The 25745-nt window shown below is 62.2% G+C and carries 23 protein-coding genes and 1 pseudogene; 9 read left to right on the plus strand and 15 right to left on the minus strand.

The features are described 5' to 3' along the window. The first annotated feature begins 156 nt into the window (after positions 1–156). A complete protein-coding gene (carB, locus tag AB8717_RS16255; RefSeq protein WP_443748361.1) occupies positions 157–3450 on the plus strand; it encodes a carbamoyl-phosphate synthase large subunit in 3294 nt (1097 codons plus the stop codon). Here the strand turns inward: carB and AB8717_RS16260 are convergent, their stop codons facing one another. Together AB8717_RS16260 and AB8717_RS16265 are read right to left on the minus strand one after the other, a co-directional pair. Next, on the minus strand, positions 3451–4092 hold the full coding sequence (locus AB8717_RS16260) for a methyltransferase family protein (RefSeq protein WP_443748362.1): 642 nt from the start codon (positions 4090–4092) through the stop codon (positions 3451–3453). Beyond that, positions 4089–4706, minus strand: a complete 618-nt coding sequence (locus AB8717_RS16265) for a zinc-ribbon domain-containing protein (RefSeq protein WP_443748363.1) — start codon at positions 4704–4706, stop codon at positions 4089–4091. The genes AB8717_RS16260 and AB8717_RS16265 overlap by 4 nt, the downstream gene beginning before the upstream one ends. Before the next feature lie 300 nt (positions 4707–5006). Between AB8717_RS16265 and AB8717_RS16270 the strand changes: the two genes are divergently transcribed. The 4 genes from AB8717_RS16270 to trxB all read left to right on the plus strand — a co-directional run bounded on the left by AB8717_RS16270 (position 5007) and on the right by trxB (position 10266). Next, entirely contained in the window at positions 5007–7328 is a 2322-nt protein-coding gene (locus AB8717_RS16270; RefSeq protein ID WP_443748364.1) for a DUF6311 domain-containing protein, read from the plus strand. Between the two features lie 255 nt (positions 7329–7583). Further along, on the plus strand, positions 7584–8057 hold the full coding sequence (gene greA, locus AB8717_RS16275; protein WP_443748365.1) for a transcription elongation factor GreA: 474 nt from the start codon (positions 7584–7586) through the stop codon (positions 8055–8057). Between the two features lie 57 nt (positions 8058–8114). Continuing rightward, positions 8115–9149: a mitochondrial fission ELM1 family protein gene (locus tag AB8717_RS16280; protein ID WP_443748366.1), complete on the plus strand. Its 1035-nt coding sequence runs from the start codon at positions 8115–8117 to the stop codon at positions 9147–9149. Positions 9150–9210: 61 nt separating this feature from the next. Beyond that, complete coding sequence (gene trxB / locus AB8717_RS16285) at positions 9211–10266, plus strand: thioredoxin-disulfide reductase (protein ID WP_443748367.1); 1056 nt, start codon at positions 9211–9213, stop codon at positions 10264–10266. On the opposite strand, the gene AB8717_RS16290 is transcribed toward trxB, so the two are convergent. Beyond that, entirely contained in the window at positions 10263–11279 is a 1017-nt protein-coding gene (locus AB8717_RS16290; RefSeq protein ID WP_443748368.1) for a helix-turn-helix domain-containing protein, read from the minus strand. The genes trxB and AB8717_RS16290 overlap by 4 nt on opposite strands. Before the next feature lie 140 nt (positions 11280–11419). On the opposite strand from AB8717_RS16290, the gene AB8717_RS16295 reads away from it, so the two are divergent. The 3 genes from AB8717_RS16295 to AB8717_RS16305 all read left to right on the plus strand — a co-directional run bounded on the left by AB8717_RS16295 (position 11420) and on the right by AB8717_RS16305 (position 13476). Further along, a complete protein-coding gene (locus tag AB8717_RS16295) occupies positions 11420–12235 on the plus strand; it encodes a DUF2306 domain-containing protein (RefSeq protein ID WP_443748369.1) in 816 nt (271 codons plus the stop codon). A gap of 207 nt (positions 12236–12442) precedes the next feature. After that, on the plus strand, positions 12443–12916 hold the full coding sequence (locus AB8717_RS16300; RefSeq protein WP_443748370.1) for an Hsp20 family protein: 474 nt from the start codon (positions 12443–12445) through the stop codon (positions 12914–12916). Between the two features lie 248 nt (positions 12917–13164). Continuing rightward, the gene (locus AB8717_RS16305; protein ID WP_443748371.1) at positions 13165–13476 is read left to right on the plus strand and encodes a hypothetical protein; all 312 of its coding nucleotides are present in this window, start codon (positions 13165–13167) and stop codon (positions 13474–13476) included. A gap of 59 nt (positions 13477–13535) precedes the next feature. Here the strand turns inward: AB8717_RS16305 and AB8717_RS16310 are convergent, their stop codons facing one another. From AB8717_RS16310 to AB8717_RS16365, 12 genes and pseudogenes are all read right to left on the minus strand, one after another. Further along, complete coding sequence (locus AB8717_RS16310) at positions 13536–13988, minus strand: hypothetical protein (protein WP_443748372.1); 453 nt, start codon at positions 13986–13988, stop codon at positions 13536–13538. Positions 13989–14276: 288 nt separating this feature from the next. Then, complete coding sequence (locus tag AB8717_RS16315; protein WP_443748373.1) at positions 14277–15278, minus strand: P63C domain-containing protein; 1002 nt, start codon at positions 15276–15278, stop codon at positions 14277–14279. Then, on the minus strand, positions 15271–16200 hold the full coding sequence (locus tag AB8717_RS16320; protein WP_443748374.1) for an IS1595 family transposase: 930 nt from the start codon (positions 16198–16200) through the stop codon (positions 15271–15273). Before AB8717_RS16320 ends, AB8717_RS16315 begins: the two co-directional genes overlap by 8 nt. A 93-nt stretch (positions 16201–16293) precedes the next feature. Beyond that, positions 16294–16725 (minus strand): EVE domain-containing protein, encoded by a 432-nt coding sequence (locus tag AB8717_RS16325; RefSeq protein ID WP_443748375.1) that lies wholly within the window; start codon positions 16723–16725, stop codon positions 16294–16296. After that, positions 16719–17084, minus strand: coding sequence for a GFA family protein (locus tag AB8717_RS16330; RefSeq protein ID WP_443748376.1), 366 nt, complete (start codon positions 17082–17084; stop codon positions 16719–16721). The genes AB8717_RS16325 and AB8717_RS16330 overlap by 7 nt, the downstream gene beginning before the upstream one ends. Positions 17085–17250: 166 nt before the next feature. After that, complete coding sequence (locus AB8717_RS16335) at positions 17251–18510, minus strand: pentapeptide repeat-containing protein (protein ID WP_443748377.1); 1260 nt, start codon at positions 18508–18510, stop codon at positions 17251–17253. A 65-nt stretch (positions 18511–18575) separates the two neighbouring features. Then, on the minus strand, positions 18576–19259 hold the full coding sequence (locus AB8717_RS16340) for a bifunctional diaminohydroxyphosphoribosylaminopyrimidine deaminase/5-amino-6-(5-phosphoribosylamino)uracil reductase RibD (RefSeq protein WP_443750911.1): 684 nt from the start codon (positions 19257–19259) through the stop codon (positions 18576–18578). Positions 19260–19340: 81 nt separating this feature from the next. Further along, positions 19341–19610 (minus strand): annotated as a pseudogene (locus AB8717_RS16345) (endonuclease domain-containing protein); the annotation flags it as partial. Between the two features lie 404 nt (positions 19611–20014). Continuing rightward, positions 20015–20731 carry a 2,3-diphosphoglycerate-dependent phosphoglycerate mutase gene (gene gpmA, locus AB8717_RS16350; protein WP_443748378.1) on the minus strand — a complete coding sequence of 239 codons (717 nt, stop codon included), beginning with the start codon at positions 20729–20731 and terminating at the stop codon, positions 20015–20017. Positions 20732–20838: 107 nt separating this feature from the next. After that, positions 20839–21393: a hypothetical protein gene (locus AB8717_RS16355; RefSeq protein ID WP_443748379.1), complete on the minus strand. Its 555-nt coding sequence runs from the start codon at positions 21391–21393 to the stop codon at positions 20839–20841. 24 nt (positions 21394–21417) lie between these two features. Beyond that, positions 21418–22491, minus strand: coding sequence for a peptide chain release factor 1 (prfA, locus tag AB8717_RS16360; protein WP_443750912.1), 1074 nt, complete (start codon positions 22489–22491; stop codon positions 21418–21420). 39 nt (positions 22492–22530) lie between these two features. After that, complete coding sequence (locus tag AB8717_RS16365; RefSeq protein ID WP_443748380.1) at positions 22531–23130, minus strand: glutathione S-transferase N-terminal domain-containing protein; 600 nt, start codon at positions 23128–23130, stop codon at positions 22531–22533. Positions 23131–23334: 204 nt separating this feature from the next. On the opposite strand from AB8717_RS16365, the gene AB8717_RS16370 reads away from it, so the two are divergent. Next, positions 23335–25563, plus strand: coding sequence for a putative bifunctional diguanylate cyclase/phosphodiesterase (locus tag AB8717_RS16370; protein ID WP_443748381.1), 2229 nt, complete (start codon positions 23335–23337; stop codon positions 25561–25563). Positions 25564–25745 lie beyond the last annotated feature (182 nt).

A 25745-nucleotide genomic window follows, 5' to 3' on the forward strand; every position in this document is an offset into this window, starting at 1 on the left:
AATTAAGATTCGGTTCAAGAATCTGTTGCGCTGCACATCCATTGCCACTAAAGCACCCGCTTAGCCCAAATATCCTGGCCGGCGGCCCGGCCCTTCACGAAGCGGACAGTGACATCGTCACCGCCCGCTTTTGTCGCACGAATACGAAAGACCAAGATGCCCAAACGCACAGACCTGAAGTCCATCCTGATCATCGGCGCCGGCCCCATCGTCATCGGACAGGCCTGCGAGTTCGACTATTCGGGGGTCCAGGCTTGCAAGGCGTTGCGCCAGGAAGGCTACCGCATCATCCTGGTCAATTCGAACCCGGCGACCATAATGACCGACCCGGACGTGGCCGACGCGACCTATGTCGAGCCGATCACGCCTGAGTTCGTCGAAAAGATCATCGCGAAAGAGCGCCCCGACGCACTTCTGCCGACAATGGGCGGCCAGACGGCGCTCAACACCGCGCTGGCGCTGGAAAATTCGGGCGTGCTGGCCAAGTACAATGTCGAAATGATCGGCGCCAAGGCCGACGTCATCGACAAGGCCGAAGACCGTCAGAAGTTCCGCGACGCCATGGACAAGCTGGGCCTGGAATCGGCCAAGTCCGCCGTCGCCCACACCTGGGACGAAGCGGTCGAGGGCCTGAAGGCGATCGGCGGCCTGCCGGCGGTCATCCGCCCGTCCTTCACCCTGGCCGGCACCGGCGGCGGCATCGCCTTCAACCAGGAAGAATTCAAGGAAATCGTCGAGCGCGGCCTCGATCTTTCGCCGACCACCGAAGTGCTGATCGAAGAGTCGATCCTCGGCTGGAAGGAATACGAAATGGAAGTCGTCCGCGACAAGGCGGACAACTGCATCATCGTCTGCTCGATCGAAAACGTCGATCCCATGGGCGTGCACACGGGTGATTCGATCACGGTCGCCCCGGCACTGACCATGACCGACAAGGAATACCAGCGCATGCGTTCGGCGAGTCTCGCCGTCCTGCGCGAGATCGGCGTCGAAACCGGCGGCTCGAACGTGCAGTTCGCGCTCAACCCCGATGACGGCCGCATGATCGTCATCGAGATGAACCCGCGCGTGTCGCGCTCTTCGGCGCTCGCTTCGAAGGCCACCGGCTTCCCGATCGCCAAGATCGCCGCCAAGCTGGCCGTCGGCTACACGCTCGACGAACTGCAAAACGACATCACCAAGACGACGCCGGCCTCGTTCGAGCCGTCGATCGATTACGTCGTTACCAAGATCCCGCGCTTCGCCTTCGAAAAGTATCCGGGTTCCGAGCCGCTGCTCGGCACGTCGATGAAGTCGGTCGGCGAAGTCATGGCGATCGGCCGGACCTTCGCCGAGTCGGTGCAAAAGGCCCTGCGCGGCCTGGAAACCGGCCTGTCGGGCTTCGACGAGATCGACATCCCGGGCGTCAAGGACGCGGAGCCGCACGCCGTGCGCGAAGCCATCATCCGCCAGCTGGGCGTGCCGACGCCGGACCGCCTGCGCGTCATCGCCCAGGCCTTCCGCCACGGCCTCAGCGTCGAGGACATCAACACCGCGTGCCAGTATGAGCCGTGGTTCCTGCGCCAGATCGAAACAATTGTTTCCGAGGAAGCCAAGATCGGCGCGCTGGGCCTGCCGAAATCGGCGCAAGCCTTCCGCGCGCTCAAGGCGCTCGGCTTCTCGGACAAGCGCCTGTCGCAACTGACCGGTCAGCCGGAAAAGGACGTCCGCGCCGCCCGTCGCGCCCTCGACGTCCGCCCGGTCTTCAAGCGCATCGACACCTGCGCCGCCGAATTCGCATCGTCGACCGCCTACATGTATTCGACCTACGAATCGGGTGCGCTCGGCCAGGTGCCGGAATGCGAAGCCGATCCGTCCGATCGCAAGAAAGCCATCATCCTCGGCGGCGGTCCCAACCGGATCGGCCAGGGGATCGAGTTCGACTACTGCTGCTGCCACGCTGCCTTTGCCTTCAAGGACATCGACATCGAGGCCATCATGGTCAACTGCAACCCCGAGACCGTGTCGACCGACTACGACACCTCGGACCGCCTCTATTTCGAGCCCCTGACCGCCGAAGACGTGCTGGAACTGATCCACGTCGAGCAGAAGAAGGGTGAACTGGCCGGCGTCGTCGTGCAGTTCGGCGGCCAGACGCCACTGAAGCTGGCTCAGGCGCTGGAGGACGAAGGCATTCCGATCCTCGGCACCTCGCCAGACGCCATCGACCTGGCCGAAGACCGCGAGCGCTTCCAGCACCTGCTGCGCGACATCGAGCTGACCCAGCCCATCAACGCCATCGCGCGCACGCCGGAAGAAGCCTTCAAGGCGGCGCACGAGGTCGGCTATCCGATCGTCATCCGCCCGTCCTACGTGCTGGGCGGCCGCGCCATGGAGATCATCCGCGACGACGAGCAACTGACGCGCTACGTCCGCGAAGCCGTGCAGGTTTCGGGCGACTCGCCGGTGCTGATCGACCAGTACCTGTCGGCCGCCATCGAGGTCGACGCCGACGCCCTGGCCGACGGCACGGACGTCTTCGTCGCCGGCATCATGGAACATATCGAAGAGGCCGGCGTGCACTCGGGCGACTCGGCCTGCTCGCTGCCGCCCTTCTCGCTCAAGCCGGAGACGGTCAAGGAACTGGAACGCCAGACGATCGAACTGGCCCGCGCGCTCAAGGTCCGCGGCCTGATGAACGTCCAGTTCGCCATCGAAAATCCGTACACCGATCCCAAGATCTACGTGCTGGAAGTCAATCCGCGCGCCTCGCGCACCGTGCCCTTCGTCGCCAAGACCCTGGGCCAGCCGCTGGCCGGCATCGCCGCCAAGGTCATGGCCGGCAAGACGTTGAAGTCGTTCGACCTCAGCTCGCGTGACTATCGCCATGTCGCCGTCAAGGAAGCCGTCTTCCCGTTTGCCCGCTTCGCCAATGTCGACACGGTCCTGGGACCAGAAATGCGTTCGACCGGCGAGGTCATGGGGCTGGACTGGGTACGCGACGGCGAGGACATGATCGAAGCCTTCTCGCGCGCCTTCGCCAAGTCGCAGCTGGGCAGCGGCACCAAGCTGCCGACCTCGGGCAAGGTCTTCGTCTCGGTCAAGGACCAGGACAAGCCGGTGATCGTCGAATCGGTGCGCCAGTTGCTGGCCATGGGCTTCCAGGTCGTCGCCACAGGCGGCACCTGCGACTACCTGGCCGAACACGGCGTCGCCGTCGAACGCGTCAAGAAGGTGCTGGAAGGCCGTCCGAACATCCTGGACGCCATCAAGAACGGCGAGATCGCCCTGGTCATCAATACGACCGAAGGCAAGCAGTCGCTTTCGGACAGCTTCTCGATCCGCCGCACCACGCTGATGATGAAGATCCCGTACTACACGACGGCCTCCGGCGCCGTGGCCGCCACCCGCGCCATTGCCGCCGAGCGCAAGGGCAGCCTGGATGTCCGGCCGCTGCAGGAATATGCGTGATTACAGGCGAACACGCCGACAATAGGCCTGGAACGCGTCAGGAAAGGCGCGGGCCAGGCCGCGGTCTTCCAATCGCATGCGCAGGACTGACAACACCGCGAAAGCCGGCAGGGTTGTTGCAGCGATCGGCCAGGCTTCAAGCGCCCCGGTAAATCCAGTGACGATCAGACACAGCCCGGTTTCCGCCGGATGACGAAGCCAGGCATAGACGCCACCGGTACACAAGGTGTCGTTTCCGGGCACTGCGGAATTGGTGAACCCCGCACCTAAGCGAAGGATCGCCGCGGCTCGCAAGGCCACGCCCGTCATCAACAGTATCGCCCCTGCCGCTAGCCACACCGAAGCCTGCACAGGATGACATGCGCGCCAACCGCAACAGGCTTCGAAACTGGCCAACAAGGCCAGCCCCTGCAACCAGTTAAGCCAGTCCAGATCGCCTGCGCTTCGGGCAGACACGGATACAGGCACCGGTAGCCCGCAAAAGGTTTCGACCGCGACGGCCAGGCTAAGCCCGGCAATCGCGGTTAAAAGGCCGATGTCCCCAAACGGCGCGTGTCGCAGCAAAACAACCGGCGCCAGCAGAACCAAGGCATTGACGCCGCCCGCCGTTACCGCACCCGTCAGGCGATAGATGAGGTTCACGCCGTCTGAGGGGCCGGGGTCAGAAAGGGCTCAAGGTCCTTGCGGCGGAAACCCAGGGTAACCCCCGCTTCGTCGAAGATTTTCCGCTGCGCCGGTGAGAATTCACCATCGACGCACGCGCGCAGGATTTGCAGAACCAAGGTCTTGCCCTGGTTGCTGAGACTGTGGGCGATGGGTGTCAGAATCGATTTGGCGGTGAGCTTGCGCGCCTGCGCGTCGAGCAGGATTTCTCCAAGGCGATAAGGCTCCACGATGCGGCGCATATGCGTCTCCATAAGCTCCGCAAGATGCCTCAACGCCGTGTCACCGACGTCTCCCCCTGCCGCCAGCAAGACAAGTGCGGTGCGCGCCACGGCGGAATCGAGCTTGGCCTGGAATTCCGCCTGCGCAACGTCCGGATCGTAGTTCTTGACCTGTGTGTCGAAGGTGCCCGCGCAGGCTTTGCACTCGATATAGTGGCCGGCGGCGCCCAGCGGGATCACGGGAATGAAATAGAGTGTGAACCAGCGATTGACCGCGATTTGGTCATAGGGTTTGTCAGGCCCGCAGCGCGGACAATGAAACCGTCCCGCCGATACGACCTTTTTTAGCCCGCGTGAGCCCCAGATAATCATCAGCCACATTCCCCCGAGTATGAATTTCGAAGGATATTGGCTGTGCCATCCGGAAATGACAAGAAAAAATAATCCCTTACACTTCCAAGCTCTACGAAGCACAGGTTCGGGCTCCGCCCCGCGTTTCGCAACACAGTTGAAATAACATGTGTTGCGAACAGGGCGTGTCCTGATGATCACACCCTTGTGAATACTGCAGAATCCGCTATTATTGCGCCGCGGAACGACTGTCCCTTTTTGCCCGTTGCATGAGGTTTGCAGGCGCCCGCCCAGCCGGACCTCCACTTGAGTTTGACGACCATGCGTTTGCCTGCCTGGCAGCTGCCCAGCCAAGCCGTAAACTGGCTTAAGACGACCCCGCCCGCCGTCCGCAACGGTCTGTTCCGGGGCGTGTGCCTGATTACGCCTGTGCTGCTGTTTCTTGCGTTCTTCAATCCTTTCGTGCTCGATCCGACGCGCATAGGCTGGCTGATGGTCGCCGACTGGGGCCAGCACGTCCTGGGCTGGAACGCGTTTCGCCATACGCCGTGGTCGGCGGGCAACCATGAAGCCCTGCTCTACGCGCCGACCGGCCTGTCGGTCATCTATACCGACTCGAATCCGCTGTTCGCCTTTATCTTCAAGCCGTTCCGCGCCTTCCTGCCGCAGAATTTCCAATATATCGGCCCCTGGTTCTTCTTCTGCGTCTGCCTGCACTTCATCTTCGCGTGGAAGCTGGTGCGGCCGCACGCGCCGAACCGCTGGGCGGCGCTGGGCGGCGCCATCGCCCTGTCGGCCCTGCCCTGTCTTTATTACCGCATGCGCCACGACACGCTGATGGCGCAGTGGCTGATCCTGTGGGCCCTGCACCTGGTCGTCAACGTCCAGGCCGGTACACCGACGCTGATCGCCGAAGGCACGTCGCGCCTCAAGGCCGCGCTGACCAGGATCGGCGATTTCTTCGACGCCAAGACGCGCGGCTGGATCGCCCTGCTCGGCCTGACAGGCATGATCCATCCCTATATCCTGTTCATGGTCGTGACCATCTGGGGCGGCGACATGCTGCGCTATTTCTGGCCGGCGGCCCGCACGTTCGACCGCAAGACCCTGGCCGTGGTCGTCTCGCGCGGCATCATCACCTTCGCCGTGCCGCTGATCACCATGGGTCTGGCAGGCGCCTACGCTGCCGGCCAAAGCCCCGGCGCCGGCGGCTGGGCCTATTATTCGGCCGGCATCGACTCGTTCTTCAATCCTGTCGTCCAGGATTTCTCGAACTTCCTCAAGGCCTGGCCGCAAAGCCCGGGTCAGGCGTTCGAGGGCTATCAGTATCTCGGCTTCGGCCTGCTGGTGCTGATCGTTTCGGCGGTCATCCTCTATATCGTCACCCCGGAAGCAAAAGAATCGCGCGCCTTCCTGAAGTCGCTCAAGCCTCTGATCATTCCGTTCGTGATTCTCGCGGCCTTCGCCCTGACCAACCGCGTCCAGATCTTCGGCCAGACCATCCTGTTCTTCGACCTGCCGCCGGCGACGAAGAACGTGCTGGCCATCCTGCGCGCGTCGGGCCGTTTCCTGTGGCCCATCGGCTACTGCATGGTCTTCGCGGCCCTGGTCGTGCTCTACAAGTCGCGCGCCCGCACCGTCGCCGTGCTGCTGCCGGCCATCCTGGTGCTGCAGGCCATCGACCTCAATGGCTTCGCCGTCACCATGCGCGACGCGACGTCGCTGGCCGAAAAGCCCCAGACCTATTACCTGACGCAGTCCCCCCTGTGGGACAAGCTGGTCGCGGATTCGAACGGCGTCGACTTCTATCCGGTCAACGTCCATTTCAACGACAAGCTCTTCTATGAGCTGACCTGGCGCGCCACGTCGCAGGCCAAGCCCGTCAACACCATGTATCCGGCGCGGGAAAACCTGATCCAGATCGCCCATATGCAGGCCGACCAGGATGCCTTCAAGCGCGGCCAGGTGCGCAACGACCGCCTGTTCGTCTTCCTCAAGCAGTGCGACGCGCCGCCGGAGCTGCAATCGCGCCTGCGTATGCTCGACGGCGTATGGATCATTCCGCCCGACGGCGCCAAGGACCTGCCGCTGCAACAGCCGGTGTGGAGCCCGCTGTCGTCCGAAGTCCGCTTCGGCTGGCTGGACCAGGGGACCTGCCTGCTCGACGAAAACTGGTCGCAGCCGGAATATGACGGCACCTGGACCGACGGCCCCAAGGCCGAGGTACAGATTCCGATCAAGCACGTGCAGTTCGACTACGCCAACCCGCGCGCCATCGACCTGCACCTCAAGGCCAAGAGCTTCCGCCCCGTCCTAGTCAAGGTCCTGGTCAACGGCCGCAAGGTTTCGGAACTCGACCTGACGCACAAGACCAGCGAGCACACCATCCAGCTGCCGACCTCGGTCCTGCACAACGACAATCTGAACATCAGCTTCGTCGTCGAGCGTCCGGACGGCGAACCGGTCGAGATCGCCCATGCCGATACGGTGCAAAGCACCGCCACAGGCCGCGGCGCCATCCAGACCAAGCCGGCGGCGGATATGAAGGCCGAAGCGCGCGAACTGGCGATCAAGCTGATGGACCTGCGCCTGGTCGATCGCGATCGTCAGCCAAAGCCGAAAACCGTGGCGATCAACGGGTAAAAACCCCTTATCGCCCCTTTACATAATCGCTATTTCAATTCAGGCCAAATCCAACTATAAGGGCTGCCCTGCCGTTGTTTGCGCCTGCGAAGGCGAAGATGCGGCAGGAGGCCTGCATCGCGCGCCGAACTTCTCCTGGCAGCGCCTCTTGCAAGCCGGCACCCGCAAACCTATCTGACCCGACCGGTCGTATCCCCCTCGACCGGCTGTTGGGTTTTTGTCATTCCTCAGGGGGGCTGAAGACAATAATCGCACATGGAAAAAGTGCCGATGACCGTCCAGGGCTACAAATCTCTGGACGATGAACTGAAGCGTTTGAAGTCCGTCGAACGCCCCGCCGTTATCGCCGCCATCGCCGAAGCCCGTTCGCACGGCGACCTGTCGGAAAACGCGGAATATCATGCCGCCAAGGAACGCCAGGGCTGGATCGAAGGTCAGATCGCCGACATCGAGGACAAGCTGAGCCGTGCCCAGGTCATCGACGTCGCCAAGCTGAGCGGCGGCCAGATCAAGTTCGGCGCCACCGTCACCGTTATCGACGAGGACACCGAGGAAGAAGGCCGCTACCAGGTCGTGGGCGACCACGAAGCCGACGTGAAATCGGGCAAGATTTCGCTGTCGTCACCGCTGTCGCGCGCCATGATCGGCAAGGAAGTCGGCGATGTCGTCGAGGTCGTGACCCCGGGCGGCGTCAAGGCCTACGAAATCACCAAGGTCGAATGGATCTAGTCCACGCCAGTCTGTTCCGGCTGTCGGGCCCGCATCAGATATCGCGGGCCTGATCGCATGGACATGCCCGCCGCCGTGCCAAAGTCTTCACTGTCCAGGCCGCTGACGGTGTGGGCCGTGTCCGATGGCCGGGCCGGGATCGAGAACCAGGCGCTCGGCCTGGCCGAGGCGATTGCCCGCCAGACCCCTGCCGAGATCACCGTCAAGCGCGTGCACTATGCGCCGCTCTTCGACCGCTGGCCCACGGCGTTGAAGGTCTTGCCCGACTCCATGCTGGCGGGCGACAGCGACCGCATCGCTGCCCCTTATCCGGATATCTGGATCGCCGCCGGCCGCGCCAGCCTGCCCTTTTCACTGCGCATGAGAAAACGCAGTCACGGCGACACCTTCGTTGTCCAGCTTCAGGATCCCAAGACCGACCTCAAGACCTTCGACCTGGTCATAGCGCCCGAGCACGACGGGCTGGTGGCGCCCAATGTCCTGCCTTTGCTGGGCTCGACCAACCGCATCACGCGCGACATGCTGGCCGCCGACTACATGAAATGGCGGCAACAGCTGACGCAGCTGAAAGGGCCGCACATAGCGGTTCTGATCGGCGGCAAGTCCCGGGCCTACGACCTGTCGCTCGACCGCGCCGCCGCCCTGGCCTTGCAGGTCAAGCTGGCGGTCGCCGAGGTCAATGGCTCGATGTTGCTGACCCTGTCGCGCCGCACGCCGGAACCTGCCCGCGCGGTCATCAAGGATGTGCTGAAAGACACTCCCGGCATCCTTTATGACGGAGAGGGCGACAATCCCTATTTTGCCTTCCTGCACGCCGCCGACCATATCCTGGTGACGGAAGACTCGGTCAATATGACCACCGAAGCCGCCGCGACCGGCAAGCCCCTGCATATGCTGGCGCTGGATCGGTTGAAGGAAGGCGGCAAGTTCGAGACCTTCCACCGCGCCTTGCGCATGCACGGTATTGCCAAGCCGTTTTCCGGCCATCTCGAACACTGGTCCTATGTGCCGCTGGACGAGACGGCGCGCGCCGCCCGCCACCTGCTCCAGCTTTACGCCGAAAAAAGAGATCCCTTACGCGTTACGGCGTGACAATCGCATGACGGCCCCCTATCTAAAGGGCCGTTAACTTTTGCGATTCCAGAGCCCCGTCATGCCCAAAGCCCCCGCTGCCCCCCGGTCCGTTCGCTGCGCCATCATCGGCACCGGCCCCGCCGGCTGGACCGCCGCCATCTATGCGGCGCGCGGGCTGTTGTCGCCGGTCATCTTCACCGGTCCGCAGGACGGCGGCCAGCTGACCATTACCACCGATGTCGAGAACTATCCTGGCTTTGCCGAAGTCATCCAGGGGCCGTGGCTGATGGACCAGATGCGCGCCCAGGCCGAGCACATGGGCACCGAAATCATCGGTGAGATCGTGACCAGGGCCGACCTGCAACAACGCCCCTACCGCCTGACCACGGAAAGCGGAGCGGAATACCTGGCTGAGACTGTGATCATCGCCACCGGCGCCCAGGCCAAATGGCTGGGCCTCGACTCCGAAAAGACCTATCAGGGCTTCGGCGTGTCGGCCTGTGCGACCTGCGACGGCTTCTTCTACCGCAACAAGGTCGTGGCCGTGGTCGGCGGCGGCAATACCGCCGTCGAAGAGGCGCTGTTCCTCACAAAGTTCGCCGCCAAGGTCTACCTGATCCACCGTCGCGAAGAGCTGCGCGCCGAAAAGATCCTGGTCGAGCGCCTGCTCAACGACCCGAAGATCGAGCCGGTGTGGAACGTGCAGATCGACGAGATTCTCGGCGAAACCAACGAATTCGGCGGCATGGGCGTCATTGGCGTCCGTCTTCAGTCGACGAAAAACGCCGACGACTACCGCGTCATCGACCTCGACGGCGTTTTCATCGCCATCGGCCACGCGCCGGCCTCGCAGATCTTCGAAGGCCAGCTGGAAACCAAGACCGGCGGCTATATCGTCGTCGAGCCGGGCACGCCGAAGACCTCGATCAAGGGCGTCTTCGCCGCCGGCGACGTCACCGACGACACCTATCGCCAGGCCGTAACGGCCGCCGGCATGGGCTGCCAGGCAGCGCTGGAAGCCGTCCGTCTGCTGGCGGAAGAAGACCACCACCACTCGCTGCTGACGGCGAAGGAAATCGACGAGGACTTTGCCAAGCTGACGCCGAAGCAGCGTAAGGTCGCCGCCAAGGCTTAAGATACGGACTCCGGGACGTCGGCGCGGCAGCTTTCGCGGTACGCCGTCGGCGTCATATCCAGCTCGGCCTTGAACGCGCGGTTGAACGGGCCGATCGACCCGAAGCCGCAATCGAGCGCGATCGTCAGTACCGGCAGATCGTCGAGATTCGGGTCGGCCAGCCGTCGCCTGGCCTCTGCGATGCGGAACGAATTGACCATGTGGTTGAAGTTCCGAAAGCCCAGCGCGCCGGTTATGCACTGCGTCACCTTGTATTCGGGCTCGCCGAGGCGCTTCGCCAGATCGGCAACCTTCAGACTGGCAACCGCATAGACGTCGTCGTCGGCCATCAGGCCGGCCACGCGGCTTGCCAGATGTTCCTCCCCGGCCACGGGCTCCCGCCGCTTTCTGGCGGCTACGGCCGGCAAGGGATGATGCCCGCGGTACCAGATCGCGGCGATCATGCAGAGCAGCGCCAGAAAGGCGCACCCGACCTTGATTCCGGTGGCCCACCGCGCCGCCAGACTGCCGGCCGGCGAGCCATTGATCCACACGACCGCCACGGCCAGAAGGACGGCATACGTTCCCGCAAAAATCACGCGGAAGCGCTTTTCTCCCAACGGCGTTTCGGAGGTGAGATTGCGCAGCGGCTCGACCAGCGCCAGCAACAGGACGGTGGAACTGGTGAGCATCTCCATATTGCCCACGATGCGCGACACTGTGCCGTCTGCGTGACCGTACAGCCGCAGAATAGCACCGCTTGCCGCCATCCCCAGAACAACAGCGAGAGGCCAGGAGATCCCGCGCCGCGACGATCGATGAAACAGGGCGCGCACGAGCAGCCAAGACCATCCGCAGGTGGCGTTGCCCGCGATCGCCAGCACGTCGCCGGTCCATCCGCCCAGCCAGCGGCTGCCGCAGAAGGCAAGGATCGAAGCGGCGAACAGTCCGGCGTAGAGCCGGACCTCCACAAGGTCCCCGCCACCCGACGGCACGGGCTGCTGAACGGCAATGTAACGGACTGCGGTCACCATTTTCCCCTGATCGACGGAACATTAGCCGAAACGATCTGAAAATCCCTCAACAAAACATCGCCGATTTCCAAATCGGCGAGACGGAGCCTGCCGATCCCGCAAGTTTGCCGCGACACCCGCTGCAAAAGGATCGCCACATCATGGCCAACCCCGCCCAATCTTCCGCCGCGCCCGGCACCACCCTGCTACGCCGTGCCGGCCTCGTCTGGTACCTGACCGCCGCCGTGGGACAACTGGCCTTCGTGTGGATGATCCTCGCCCATTACGGCCGCAAGACCATCCAGGGAAACTATGCCGGCTGGAACGACAAACCGATCCTCAAGGGCTATGTCGCCGGCGACCTTGCCGGCAACATCATGTTCGGCATGCACGTCCTGCTGGCGGCCTATATCACGCTGGGCGGGCTTATCCAGCTCATCCCCGCCATCCGTGCCCGTGTGCCCGCCTTCCATCGCTGGAACGGCCGGATATTCCTTGTCATCGCCTACCTGATGGCCCTGGGCGGCCTGTGGCTGGTCTGGATACGCCCGACCTATGTGTTCGTCATTTCCGGCGTTGCGATAACGCTCGAAGCCGCCTTGATCATCGTCTTCGCCACCATCGCCTGGCGGTTGGCGGCGACGCGCCGTCTCGACGCACACCGGCCCTGGGCCATGCGCACCTTCATGGTGGTCAACGGCGTCTGGTTCCTGCGCATCTTCATCATGGCGTGGGTGTTGCTTGCCCACGGCGCCGGCATGAACAACACCTTGTCGAGCCCCGTCGATATCGCCCTGCAATTCGCCGCCTTTCTTCTTCCCCTGGCCGTGCTGGAAACCTATCTCCTGGCCCAGCGCAGCCACAGCGCCATAGTCCGGCGCGCCGTCGCAAGCCTCGTCCTCATACTGACAGGCTTGATGGCTGTCGGGACTTTCGGCGCCGTCGCCTTCATGTGGGGGCCTTACATGAAGCTGTAATCGCGAGCTGATGGGACGGCGAAAAAATTTTCATCGCCGTCCTTGAACGCCGGAAAACGGCTCCCAAATCTTAACCCGAAGGCGCCGCTGACGGGCCTTCTGGTTCACGGCACTGCCCAATCGGGAGTGTAGATGATGAACCAAATCAAACCTTTATGGACGATGTACTCCGTCCGTAAGCCTCGCTTTTTGATAAGGAGAGCCCCTATGCGTACCGCTATCGATTTCTCGCCCCTCTACCGTTCCGCCGTCGGTTTTGACCGCCTGGTCAACCTGCTCGACAGCGCCGCCCGCACCGACGCCACGCCGGGCTGGCCGCCGTACAATATCGAGCGCATTGCCGGCGCCGAGGACGCAGGCGACACCTACCGCATCGAAATCGCCGTCGCCGGCTTCCGTCCGGAACAGCTTGCCATTGAGGTCAAGGAAAACGTCCTGACCGTAACCGGCAAGAAGGACGGCGAAGACGCCAGCCGCACCTTCCTGCATCGCGGCCTGGCCGAGCGGAGCTTCGAACGCCGCTTCCAGCTTGCCGACCATATCCGCGTAACCGAAGCCGACCTGGCCAACGGCCTGCTTTCCATCGGCCTCAAGCTCGAAGTGCCGGAGGCCAAGAAGGCGAAGCAGATCGCCATCAAGACGGCCGATGCCTCGGCCCAGGTGCTCCAGGCCGCCGAGTAAGCCTGTACCGACCACCCGGCGCGGCGCTTTTTCCCTGGCGCCCCGCCGGCCTCCTGTTTCTCCCTGCAAACTTGAACAGGCCTCCGAAGTCCCTTTCCGCTTGAGCCGCCCTCCCCCTCGGCTCGCGATGCAAGGGTCATTTCGGAGGCCTTCTTTTAGGGACCTATATACCTAACTAGCCAGAAACCGCAGGGGATTCCAATCTTAGCCGCATAGGCGTATGCTCACCGTCAACGGAGAGTGTTGCGATGGGAAAGATCGTCAAGAGTTTTGAAATTGCCTTGGAGGCTGACCTGTCAGGATTTCAAGGCTCGCCGCAACATCTCCTCCAGATGATTTCGGGCGGCCTCCCCGCTTCGGTCGGAAAGCCAAGCATCGAACTCGCCTCTGGAAATGTCCATCTTGCAGGCGGGGCAGGAATACGGGAACGCTTCATTCCCGTCGTTCTCGATGATCCCTTCATTGCCGCATTTCGGGCAGGCGGCGGTAATCTTGAGTGTTATCTTGTCGCTCATGAGACTTCTCCATCGGCTGATGTTGGTTCGCGTGTGGAAACCTGATCTTACATCGAGTCGATTCGGAGAGAACCCCGTGCCGGGGCGGGCAATCCCCGGCAAACCTACTGACCGACAGCGTTGAATTCCATCATGGTCATCAGCGTGACGCCGGTGACGGTGATTCCGTTCTTGGAGACGGCGCTTACGATGGGGGCGCCTTGGTTTCCGCGCCCCCAAGTCATCGGGCGTCCGGCGGGGACCAAGACGCATCCGTAATCGGTGACGACGGGCTCTGCCATTGGTTTCCCTCTGATCAGCTTGGATCGGCCGCCTGTGGCCTTGTCCTGCATGACGTCTGTGGCGTGCTGCTCATAGCGCCAAGCCATCTCATCGGCCTTGTCGTAGCTGTCGCAGATGATGGCGCCTGGAATAACCAAGCCGTGGAAGGTATCGCCTGTCGCCTTGGCGGTGACCTGGACAGGATCGATGAGCTCGACGTCGACAAGGTCGATACGCTTAGGTGTCCCGGCGCTCGCAGTGGCGGCGCAGACCGCAAGTGTGGCTGCTATAGCCAAGCCCACCGGCCGTGACGATGCGTCACTCCGTTGAAAGAGCATGGTGTTCCCCATATCCCCCGACTGGTGTCGGGCGGTTGAACACGCGCAGATATGGGTATGCACGCCCCACGTATTTCCCGGCCGGTCTCCCCGCTAAGGGCCACCAGCACGCGAAGGGTGTTACATTTCGTGGGCCACCCGACCTACATAGTCGGAACCCCATATCTGAGCGCAGTTGCGCACGCGGATCGGCTGTTCAAGGCCTCGCCACGCGATATTGATATCGCACGAAATGTATTGCGGCGTCTAACTTTTCTTCGGACCGAAGAAGTCCGGGAACATTGAGAGTTGGCCATCCAGCGGGCCAAAGCGCTTTTCATAAAACCTTTTGAACTGTTCGATATCGTCGGACAGCTTGAGCATGGTCAAGACTTCTTGCCGCTGATTTCTCAGTTTTTCGAGACCATAGCCCTCGGTCAAGAACTGGTGAAAACGCTGCTTTCTGGTTCCCTTCGTATCAATCTGAGGGTTAAGCCGCTGGAGCTCTTTTAGAACCTCTCCGTGTTCCAGAGGGCCATAGACATACTTATTTGTGAAATTGGCGAAGTGCTGAGGCTTGTTTATGACCGTTGCGCCTCCGGCTTTTTTCACATGAGTTTCTGACCCATAGACACGGTTGAGCGCGATATAGAAATCGTCCGGAAACTCTTTTTCCCAGTCGCGCTTTTCTTGCTCTATGTACGCCTGGACCAAAAGCCGGAGGGCGTCGGGACTGCGTTCAGTTTGATAACCCGTAGCCTCATCGATCAGCGCAACAATACCGACCTTCGCAAGGGCATGGATGATGGCTTTGGCTTGCTCAACCATCGGCTCCTGAGCCTTGTTGAGCTTTCCCTTGTCATAGGCGCGAACGATGGCTTTGCAAACATCGACCAAAACCTCAGCCTCGTATCCGTGGGCTGGATCCGACCCAAATGTATTGAATACTATGGGATTTTCGATCTTTTTACGCAGATTTTCGCCGATCTCGGATCCAAGGTTTTTGCCGCCCAAAGTCTTCATGAAAGCGTTGCCGCCTTCGGACTTCAAGCTCATGGCCTTGGCCATGCCACGCTTGTGAAATACGCGGCGCCCATCTTCAAGCACATAGCATTCCAACTGGAGGCCACCGATAGGCAGAATCCCTTTGTGAGTCGCCGAAATGCTTGGCTGTTCCGGCGCCTCCTTAGAAGAAGGCTTAACCATCGCTTCGGCCAAAGCGTCAAAAGACGCATCAATAGGATGGACCGTCTTTTCGTCCTTAGGCATTGATCAGTTCCTTGTAGCTGATGTGGCGGCCGATCATGCGTTCAGCGGTAGCGCCCATGAATTGCAGGGTTGAGAATTTAAGCGTGTTCTGGCGGTTGGCAAATTCGCCGACGTAGCGGTTGAGGTGCTTCACGCTCATGTAGTGGTAGACGCCATAATAGCCACGCTTGAGCAGAGACCAGAACGATTCGATGCCGTTCGTATGCGCCATGTTGTTCACGTACTCGCCCGCGCTGTGGCGGACGGTCATGTGATCGTAGTTGGTGAGACCGCGATAGGCAGCATGTTCGTCCGTGCAGACCAGCGATCCCGGCTGGACATGCGCGCTGATGAAGCCGTGCAGCGTGGCCTTGTCGGTGCCTTGGACATGGGCGGCGCGGACTTCACCGGTGCGAGCCTTCACACCCACTACGACGGCCTTGCCGACGGCGCCACGGCCCTTCTTGAGCTTCTTGGAGGCGTGCTTGTTCGTCTCCTTGCCGCCGACGAAGGTTTCGTCAACCTCAACGGTCGGACCCATATCGGCATCGTGGTCGCCAGCCTGTGCAAGCCAGGTTTCGCGGATGCGCTGGCAGAGGAACCACGCGGACTTCTGCGTGATGCCGAGTTCACGCGCTACCTGCGTCGAAGGAATACCCTTGCGGGCCGTGGTCATCATGTAGATGGCCATCAGCCACTTGTGCAGAGGAAGGCGGGAATCGCCGAGAACCGTGCCAGTGCGGACGCTGAAATGCTGGCGGCAATCCCGGCAACGATACGGCATAGGCTTTTGGTTCTTCACCTCGGCAACCGAGACCGAGCCGCAGTGCGGGCAGTGGACGCCATCAGCCCAACGCTTGCCTTCGAAGAACTTGCGAGCGGCTTCCTCATCGGGGAAACGATTAAAGAACTCATAGAGGCTAAGGGTTTCAGGACTGGACACGACTCAATCTCCTGCGGTTGCAGGATTTAACTAGCCAATTTAGCCATGATTGTCAAATCCGACTTGGCTAGTTAGGTATATAGGTCCCTTCTTTTATGCGTCTACAAGGTCGGCCTGCGTCATGACGTGGACCAGGAAGTCGAAATCGACCTTGAGGATTTCGACGAAGCCCAGTCTGAGCTTATAACCCCAGTTCTTGTCGGCGGTGAATTCCAGCCATTCCTTCAACGGCGCGATCGGATGTTCGATAGCCTGCATCCAGTCGATATCGCGGCGCCACGGTTTGAAATCCGGCGTCATCTCGGCCTGATAGGGTCGGCCCTCGCGAACGCGGCCGATGGCGGTGAAGCTCTGGAAGCCGTCCTTTTCCCCCATGATCCGCGACGGTGAATAGCAGACGACGCCATCGCCCGGCGCCATGCGGCGCATCGGCGCGGCCTTGCCGTGGCCGGCCTGAACGAAGTTGCCATTGAGGCCGCGCTGGACATGCTCGGCGCAGGCGACGACCAGCCAGGATTTCACCACAGGTTCCTCCCGTCGATGACTTCGACCGGCACGGCGTCGAGGTCGAAATCCTCGAACAGGCGGGCGTTGAGCGCGATGCGCGGCTTTTCGAAATTGGGCTTGAAGTCTTCCCAGCTCGGCGACTTCGTATAGGTCGTGCAGCCGCAATGCGGACAGAAATTGTGCTCGACAGTCTTGCTTTGCCAGCGATAGACCGCGGTCGTCGACGGCGTTTCGAACCTGACCTCGACCGGAGTGTAATAGGCCCAGAGCGCGCCCTTCTTGCTGCAGATCGAGCAGGTGCAGCGCGTCACGCTTTGCGGCGCGCGCTCCACCGAAAACGTCGTGGCGCCGCAGTGGCAGCTTCCCTTGATGGTCATGACAAAGCCTCCTCTCTTTTCAGCTCAGGCGCCGCATAGCCCGCGCAAACGTGCGCGGCTGGCGGTCCGCCCGCTGCCGACGCTAATCGAGTTTCAGCTCGAATAGCGTTGGTGTCAGGAGACTTATAAACCTGTCAGCTGCCGATTATTGTCAGCAGGTGCGTTGTCAGAATGTACTGGCCAGTTGCCCGCGCAGGCCGACGCAGGTGACGTGCTCGAGCTGCGCCAGGTTCATGCTGGCGTTTTCGAGATTGGCGCGCGACAGGTCGGCGCCGTCGAGCTTGACGTGCTTGAGGTCGGCGGCGGCAAAGTTGACGTTGCGCAGCTTGGCTTCGCGCAGGTCGGCCGGCATCAGCCTGTCGGGACCGATGACCAGCGCGCCCAGATTGGCGCCTTCCAGGTTGGCGCCGTCCAGCCGCACCCTCTGCATGCGCACGCCCCGCAGGTCGGCGCCGCGCAGGTCGCAATTGCGCATGTCGGCCTCTTCGAGATGCGCGCCCTGGAGCTGCACCCCTCGCATGTCGAGCCCGTAGAAAACCGCGCCCTTGGCCGACAGGGCCGTCAGGTTCAGGCCGCGGATCGAACCCAGCGATCGCAGGTCGGCATTGTCGAAGGTCGACGGCTTGCCGGCCTTGCCGAGAGTATCGACCCATTTGGCATGGTCGTGCAGCATTTCGCCGTAGGGCAGCTGTTTGACATCGGTGCCGACCGGCTTGTCGGTCAACACGCCCGAAAGATCGGCCTGATGCGTGCGCCACTGGTCGGTCTTGGCCTTGATCAGCACGGCGTCCTTCAGCGAAGCCCCCGACAGGTCGGCACCCGAAAGGTCCGCCCCGGCCAGGTCGACATTGTTCATGATCGCCTGTTTCAGGTTGGCGCGCACCAGCTTGCACTGCTTCATCACCGCGTCGGTGAAGTCGGCCTTCATGGCCTGGATGCCCGACAGCTTGGACCGTTCCAGGTTGGCGCCGCGCAGGTTGGCATAGGTTGCCTCGGCCGTGCGCATGGAGATTTCGACGTAGGACAGGCCGGTCTGCTTGTCCGGCAAGGCCAGCGCCCCTTCGCGCAGGTCGGCTTCGAACAGGTCGCAGCCCGACAGGTTGGCGCCGCGCAGGCAGGCGCCGCGCAGGTCGACGCGCTTCATCGAAGCGCCCGTCAGGTTGGCCAGTTGCAGATCGGCGCAGAACAGGTTGGATTTGTCGAGGACGGCACCGGCCATGTCGCAGTCGGTCAGGATGGCGGCGGTGAAATCGGCATCCATCAGGACACGGCCACGAAGGCTGAGACCGGATAGATCGGTCCATGCGAACACGGCACGCGCCCCCCCGGGCCTGGCCGCCCAGAAGCGCTCATGCTTCATGCAAATCTGGTCGACCTGCACCTGCGTGAGCTTGGTATACCGTTTCTCGCCTGCCGTGGCGTTCATGAAGACAGAGGCGTTCCTGTGACAATCCGAACCGTCATAGTCGCATGAAAACCTTAAGATTTGGCTCAATCGTCAACAGGTGTGAGCAACCCGGCACGCTTCAACTCAGAGGCGATTTCACTGCCGGGAAGGACGTGGATCGCGCGGTAGCCCCTGGCGCCCCAGGCCTTGAGATCGGCTTCCGGCGAGAGATCGGGATCACGCGTGAACACGGCGTCGAAGCCTTGCGCGGTCTCGCTTTCGGTGACCAGCGGGCGGCCGGTAGAGAGAAAATGGACAAAGCCCGCGATCAGGTCCTCGGCCTCCCTGGCACACAGGCCCTGGGCAAGGTCGATCCCGGCGGCTTCGATGCGCTCGGGGCCGACATGCGAGGCGAAGGGGGATGGATCCTCGCAGGCATAGACGACGCGCGCGACCTGAGCCCTGACCAGCCGTTCGGAACACGAGCAGCCACCGGTCGAGCGTTTGCCGCACGGTTCGAGCGTGACATAGGCCGTGGCGCCCTGCGCCGCATCGCCGGCGGCATCGAGCGCTATTTCCTCGGCATGAGGCCGCCCGCCGTCGCCGGTGGCGCCCCGGGCGATGACTGCGCCGTCCTTGACGATGACGCAGCCAACCGGCGGATTGGGCCAGGTCCGGCCCATCTGTCCGCGGCCGAGCGCGATGGCTTCGCACATAAAGGCGATGTCGGCGTCGGACCAGACAGGTGTGGCTGGAAGGAATTGAAATTCGGGGCTATCGGTTCGCATGTGAATTTCGCCCCAGCAAATGGCGGCAATAGTATCAAGAACCGCTTGATGCTCGCTTAGCATGCTTCCGCTGTCAAAGCGCGCGACCGACCATCCGTTATCGGTCATATAGCGGTTGCGAATTTTGTCGTTTGGGTCATCGATATGATGGCTGCCATCGAGTTCAATAACAAGATGAAGGTCCAGGCAAACAAAATCGGCGATATATTTTCCGAGTGGATACTGGCGGCGAAACTTGAAGCCACCCAGCATACGGTTACGCAGATGCTGCCAGAGTCTGCCTTCGGCAAGATTGTCTGACTTGCGCTGTATTTTGGCCAAGGGCGTCAAACGAGATCGCTTCCTCGACATCGCAATCCTCCGACCGAAACTTAACTTTTCTTCTCCCCTTGAATAGGGGAGAAGGTGGCCCGAAGGGCCGGATGAGGGGTAAAGGCCCCGAACCCAGTGCGCGTATCTGCTGACGCTATCCTTCACCTTGGCGCTACACCTTGCGCTTGCCGACGCTATACGCCGGCTTCGCTCATCCGCCTCCTCTCAAGCGATAGGGCTATCGCATATGACTTAGCGGAGCCGTATTACATTCTCCTCTCCCGATGAAAAGGAGAGAGGAGAGACGCGAAGCGCCAAGGTGAGGGGGTAAATCGTCAGCAGATACGTGCGCTGAAGGTACAGTAACCCCTCATCCGGCCCTGCGGGCCACCTTCTCCCCTCAAGTGGGGAGAAGAAAAGCGAATTGGATATCGATCTCTTGTTTACCCCACCAATTCCGGCAGCGGGTTGGCGCGGGCCGTATCGAGATACTTGGCGGCGGTCGGCTTCAGGTTGGCATCCAGTTGCACCACCAGCGGGTTGCCCGTCGGGACCTCGACGTCGAGAATGGTCTTCTCATCGAGGTTGAACAGCTTCTTGATAATGGCGCGGATCGAGTTGCCGTGCGCCGCGACCAGCACCGTCTTGCCGCCCTTCAAGGCCGGTGCGATATCGGCGTCCCAAAACGGCAGGACACGGTCGAGCGTCGTCGCGAGGCTTTCCGTATCCGGCAGGTCGGCGCCGGCATAGCGGCGGTCGCCCTTGAAGTCATACGGGCTGTCATTGCCGAGTGGCGGCGGCGGGACGTCGTACGACCGGCGCCAGATCTTGACCTGGTCCTCGCCATGCTTGGCGGCGGTCTCGGCCTTGTCGAGGCCCGTCAGGCCGCCGTAATGACGCTCGTTCAGGCGCCAGTCCTTGATCACCGGCACATAGGATTGCCCCGCCGCTTCGAGCGCCAGATTGCAGGTGCGGATGGCGCGCGTCAGGACCGAGGTAAAGGCCTGGTCGATCTCGAGGCCTTCGGCCTTGATCAGCTCGCCGCCGCGCGTCGCCTGGGCTTCGCCTTCGGCGGTCAGGTTGACGTCGACCCAGCCGGTAAAGCGATTTTCGAGGTTCCACTGGCTCTGGCCGTGGCGGAGAAGGATCAGGGTCGGCATGGGGCAGTCCTCAGATTGTGGGAAGGATGCCCCCGGCTATAAAAGCCATGGCCGCGCAGTCAAGTTTAAAAGCCCTGAGTGTCGCCAAAGGCGTCGCTCCACCCACGTTATTTGTTTTTCTTGCGCCGCCAGTAAAAGCCCATGGCAATGAACGCCATGATCGGCAAATAGACGAGGACTAGCGTCAGGCCCCAATTGTCTACGAATACGCCGTGCCAATCGACCGGTCCAATCACGCGGACGATCATATAAAGGAACGTCAGCGCCCCAATCCCGCCCGCCGCAATAGCGACAGCGGCACGTATCGCCGGCGAACGGATTGCCTTCCAACGGTCATACACCTTGTCCAGCGCCGGCAACAAACCGCACGCTGCAGCGACCGTGGGAATACTCAAAAGAAGAAAACGGAGGTCGAGGTCGGATTCCGGCCGCCATGCGCCGACAAGCCAGACGGCAGCCGACACCCAGAACAGAATACGGAAAGCTATCGACGCCCGCCTGCTCGCGGGAATGAGGAATATCAACCAGGCAAAAAACGGAAAAACGACGATTATGATTCGCAGAACCTTACCGGAAATGCCGCGCGCCAGTCCGTAACCTGCCAAGCCAAGCCACACCGCCAGGCCCGCCGTAAATAAGGCCGGCCAAAGGGCGCCGATCATGCTGCGTAGTCTCGCCGTCATGGTCTATCCGAACTCGTCCTCCAGCATCGCCAGGCGTTCGGCCTGGTCCTCGGCGATCAGCGCATTGATCATGGCATCCATTTCGCCTTCCATAAAGGCCGGCAGCGAATAGATGGTCAGATTGATGCGGTGGTCGGTCACCCGGCCCTGCGGATAGTTGTAGGTGCGGATGCGTTCGGAGCGGTCGCCCGAGCCGACCTGGCTCTTGCGGGCGTCGGAACGCGCCGTATCCAGCGCCTGGCGCTGCATGTCGTAAAGCCGTGCCTTCAGGTTGCGCATGGCGATGGCGCGGTTCTGGTGCTGCGACTTTTCCGAGCTGGTCACCACGACGCCGGTCGGCAGGTGGGTGATGCGCACGGCCGAGTCGGTCTTGTTGACGTGCTGGCCGCCGGCGCCCGAAGACCGATAGGTGTCGATGCGCAGGTCCTGGTCGCGGATGTCGATCTCGACGTCCTCGGCTTCCGGCAGCACCGCCACGGTCGCCGCCGAGGTATGGATGCGGCCGCCGGCTTCGGTCGCCGGCACGCGCTGCACGCGGTGGACGCCCGACTCGAACTTCAGCTTGCCGAACACGCCCTCGCCCGTCACCGAAGCGATGATTTCCTTGTAGCCGCCGGCGTCGCCTTCCGAGATCGAGTCGATTTCGACCTTCCAGCCCTGGCCTTGCGCATAGCGGCTGTACATGCGGAACAGGTCGCCGGCGAACAGGGCCGCCTCGTCGCCGCCGGTGCCGGCGCGCACTTCCAGGATGGCCGAAGCGTTCTCGTCCTTGTCCTTGGGCGCCAGCAACAGGGCCACGCCGCGCTCCAGGTCCGGCAGGCTGGTTTTCAGTTCCGCCAGTTCCTCTTCGGCCAGCGGCGACAGTTCGGGGTCGCCCATGGCCGCCATTTCTTCCAGCTCAGGCACCTGGGCGCGCGCCTTGACCAGGCGCTCGACGGCGTCGCACACCGGTTTGATTTCGGCATGCTCCTTCGACAGGCGCACGATCTCGGCGCCATCGGTCGCCGACTCCATGCGCGCCTCGATCATGCGGAAACGGTCCATGACCTGGTCGAGCTTGGCTTGGGGCAGATGTATCAAGGCATCCTCACGCGAAACGAAGGCGTGTACCTACTCTTATCTTGGATGGGTGTCGATAAAGCTCTGGCGTTTTTCCAGTTCGGCCTGCACCGCGGCGATCCGCGGCGCGACCTTGCGCCAGTCGACATGGCCGAGACGAAAATCGCAGAAGGTCGCCGCGATCGCCAGGTTCATCGTCCCCATGTCGAAGACCGCCGGGTCGGGACCGAAGGCGTCGGCCATCCGGAAGGCGCGCACCAGATTGTCTTCCCAGCGCCTCAGCCAGAAGGGCGAGCGCTCGTCTTCCGGCCGGCGGTTCTCATAGACGATCTTGGCCATCATCTCGATCATGCCCATGGCCGCCGTCTCCATGCGCCGGACGCGCCAGTAGGCATCGGTGCCGTAGTCCGGCAGCAGACGGACGCCATCCGCCTGCCCGTCCAGCCAGGCAGAGATCACCGAGCTGTCGGTCCAGGCCTGACCGTTGTCGTCGATCAGCGCGGGGATCTGCGACAAGGGGTTGGCCGCCAGCAATTCCGGCGCCGCGTCGACCGGCAGGGTGACGACCTCCTCGATCCTCCCGGTCAATTCCTTTTCGCGGACCACGATCCGCACCTTGCGGGCGTAAACCGACGTCAGGCTGATAAAAAGTTTCATGCGCGCCTTCCGGACAAGGAGACAAGGTATACGGGCAAATGTCGCCTTTTCCTTTTCCTGTCAAGGATTCGCGTCGCGATACCAGCGTTCTTCCGGCATAAAAAAACTAATTAATAGTTAAGCAAAAAAGGCCATTGTTTGCCTTAATTTAAGACTTCCTGTGTACAACTGCGGAATAAATCCAGACCTCAGAATGAGGACCGAGTGAAACGACGTTCGAGTGAAGTCAAGTTGCTTGCCCCCATGGCGGCGATTGTCATCGTGGCCGTATGCGCCCTCGTTGGCAGCCTGTGGGTGTGGGCGGAACAGGCCGACAGCCTGGCCCGTACGCGTGAGGAAAACCTCGTTCGCCAGGGCATGACCGAAATGGCGGACGACCATTCGCTGCTGATGACGCCGATCACCATCTGGGGCAAGGCCGTCGAGGCCACGGCCGTCCACTATGATGAAACCTGGGTCCAGGGCAATATCGGAAAGTATTTCCAGACCTATCTCAACTACGAATGCAACCTGCTGATCGACGGCGGCGGCGAAGTCCGCTTTGCCTATCGCAACGGCGGCAAGGCTGATCCGGCCAGTTTCACGCCGCTTATGATCCAGACGCGTGAAGTCGTCACGGACCTGCGCAACCGCTATGAGGCCCGCCTGAAAAAGGGCCAGGGCTACAATGCCGAAAGCAACCATATCGGCCGCCTCATCGCGGTCGACGGCCACGTCTATTTCATGGGCGCCAGTCTGCTGCTGCCCGACGCGCAGAACTCGCCCCTGCTCAAATACACCCCGTTCGTCGCCGTCGGCATGCACGAACTGAAGCCATCCGAGCTGATCGACCTTTCCAAGCGCTACCTGGTATCCGACATCCGACTGTTGCCGACCGGCACGCCGCCGGCGCGCGACCATGCGGTCGTCGCCTTCCGGGACGACAAGGGCCGCGTGCTGGCGCAACTGACCTGGATGCCTGAAACGCCGGGCCGCACCCTGTTCATCCGGACGCTGGGCCCCGTGCTGATGATTTCGCTGGGCTTGGGTTTGATCGCCATCGTGCTGCTGCACCAGAGCCAACGCGCGGCGCAAAGCCTGATCGCGTCGGAAGCCAAGGCCAAGCACATGGCCTTGCACGACGCCCTGACCGGCCTGCCGAACCGGACGCTCTTCGCCGACCGCCTGACCCAGGCGACCGAGCGCATGAAGCGTCACGGCGGCCAGGTCGCCGTCATGTGCATCGGGCTGGACCGCTTCAAGGACGTCAACGATACGCTGGGCCACGTCGCCGGCGACCAGCTGATCCGCTACAACGCCCAGAAAATCGCCACCATGATCCGCGGAAGCGATACTTTGGCGCGCCTGGGCGGCGACGAATTCGTCATCGTTCAGACCGACACCGACGGCGCCTCGGCGGCGACGCTGGCCAAGCGCGTGCTCGAGGCCCTGACCGGCGTGGTCAGCCTGGAAAACGGCCAGGTCTTCTCGTCGTGCTCGATCGGCGTGACCGTGCTGGGCGATGGCGACATCGACCCTGCCGAAGCCTTGCGCCAGGCCGACCTTGCGCTCTACCGCGCCAAGGATATGGGCCGCGGCCAATACGCCTTCTTCGAAATCGAGATGGACGCCACCATCAAGCTGCGCAAGACCATGGAGACAGGCCTGCGCGAGGCGATCCATGTCGAGGACATCAACGTCGTCTACCAGCCGCAGGTCGACCATTACGGCCAGATCGTCGGTGTCGAGGCCCTGTGCCGCTGGACGCATCCGACACGCGGCCCGGTTTCGCCCGGCTATTTCATTCCGCTGGCCGAGGAATGCGGCCTGATGAACGATCTCGGCACGCTGGTCCTACGCCGCGCCATGCAGGACGCCCGCCGCTGGCCGGGCCTGAAGGTGGCGGTCAATGTTTCGGCGACACAGTTGCGCTCGACCGACTTCGTCGACACGGTGCGTGGCCTGCTCGAGGAAACGCGTACGCCCGCCTCGCAGATCGAGCTGGAAATCACCGAAGGCGTTCTGCTCAACGACGACCACACGACCCAGGTCGTCCTGCGCGACCTGCGCCACATGGGCTTTTCGATCGCGCTCGACGACTTCGGCACCGGCTATTCGTCGCTGGGCTATCTGTCCCGCTATCCCGTCGACAAGATCAAGATCGACCGCTCGTTCGTGTCGAACCTGGGCGTCGACCCCGAATCCGAAGCGGTCATCCGCGCCATCGTCAAGCTGTCGAAGGCGCTCAACCTGTCCATCGTCGCCGAAGGCGTCGAAACACGGGCCCAGAAGACCATCCTGCGCCAGACCGGCTGCACCATCATCCAGGGCTTCCTGTTCTCGCGTCCGGTTCCCGTGGCCGATATCGACGGCATCGTGCGCAGCGGCGGCCGCCTGACGCCGTCCGAAGCCGAGCCCCCGGCCGAACCCGCCCGCGCGGCCTCGGCGCGGTAATTGGAAAGATTGCCCCTTCCGTCTGGCTCGGCTTGACGCCGATCCAGCCACCGTCCCCGTAAACGGGGAAGGAAGGGAGTTTGGCAGCCTAATTCCTTCCCTGCGCAGCGGGGAAGGTGGCACGAGCAACGCGAGTGACGGAAGGGGCATACCCCGTCGTCGCCACAAGGTTAGACGTTGCC

The organism is Asticcacaulis solisilvae (assembly GCF_052327315.1).
GTDB lineage: Bacteria > Pseudomonadota > Alphaproteobacteria > Caulobacterales > Caulobacteraceae > Asticcacaulis > Asticcacaulis solisilvae_B.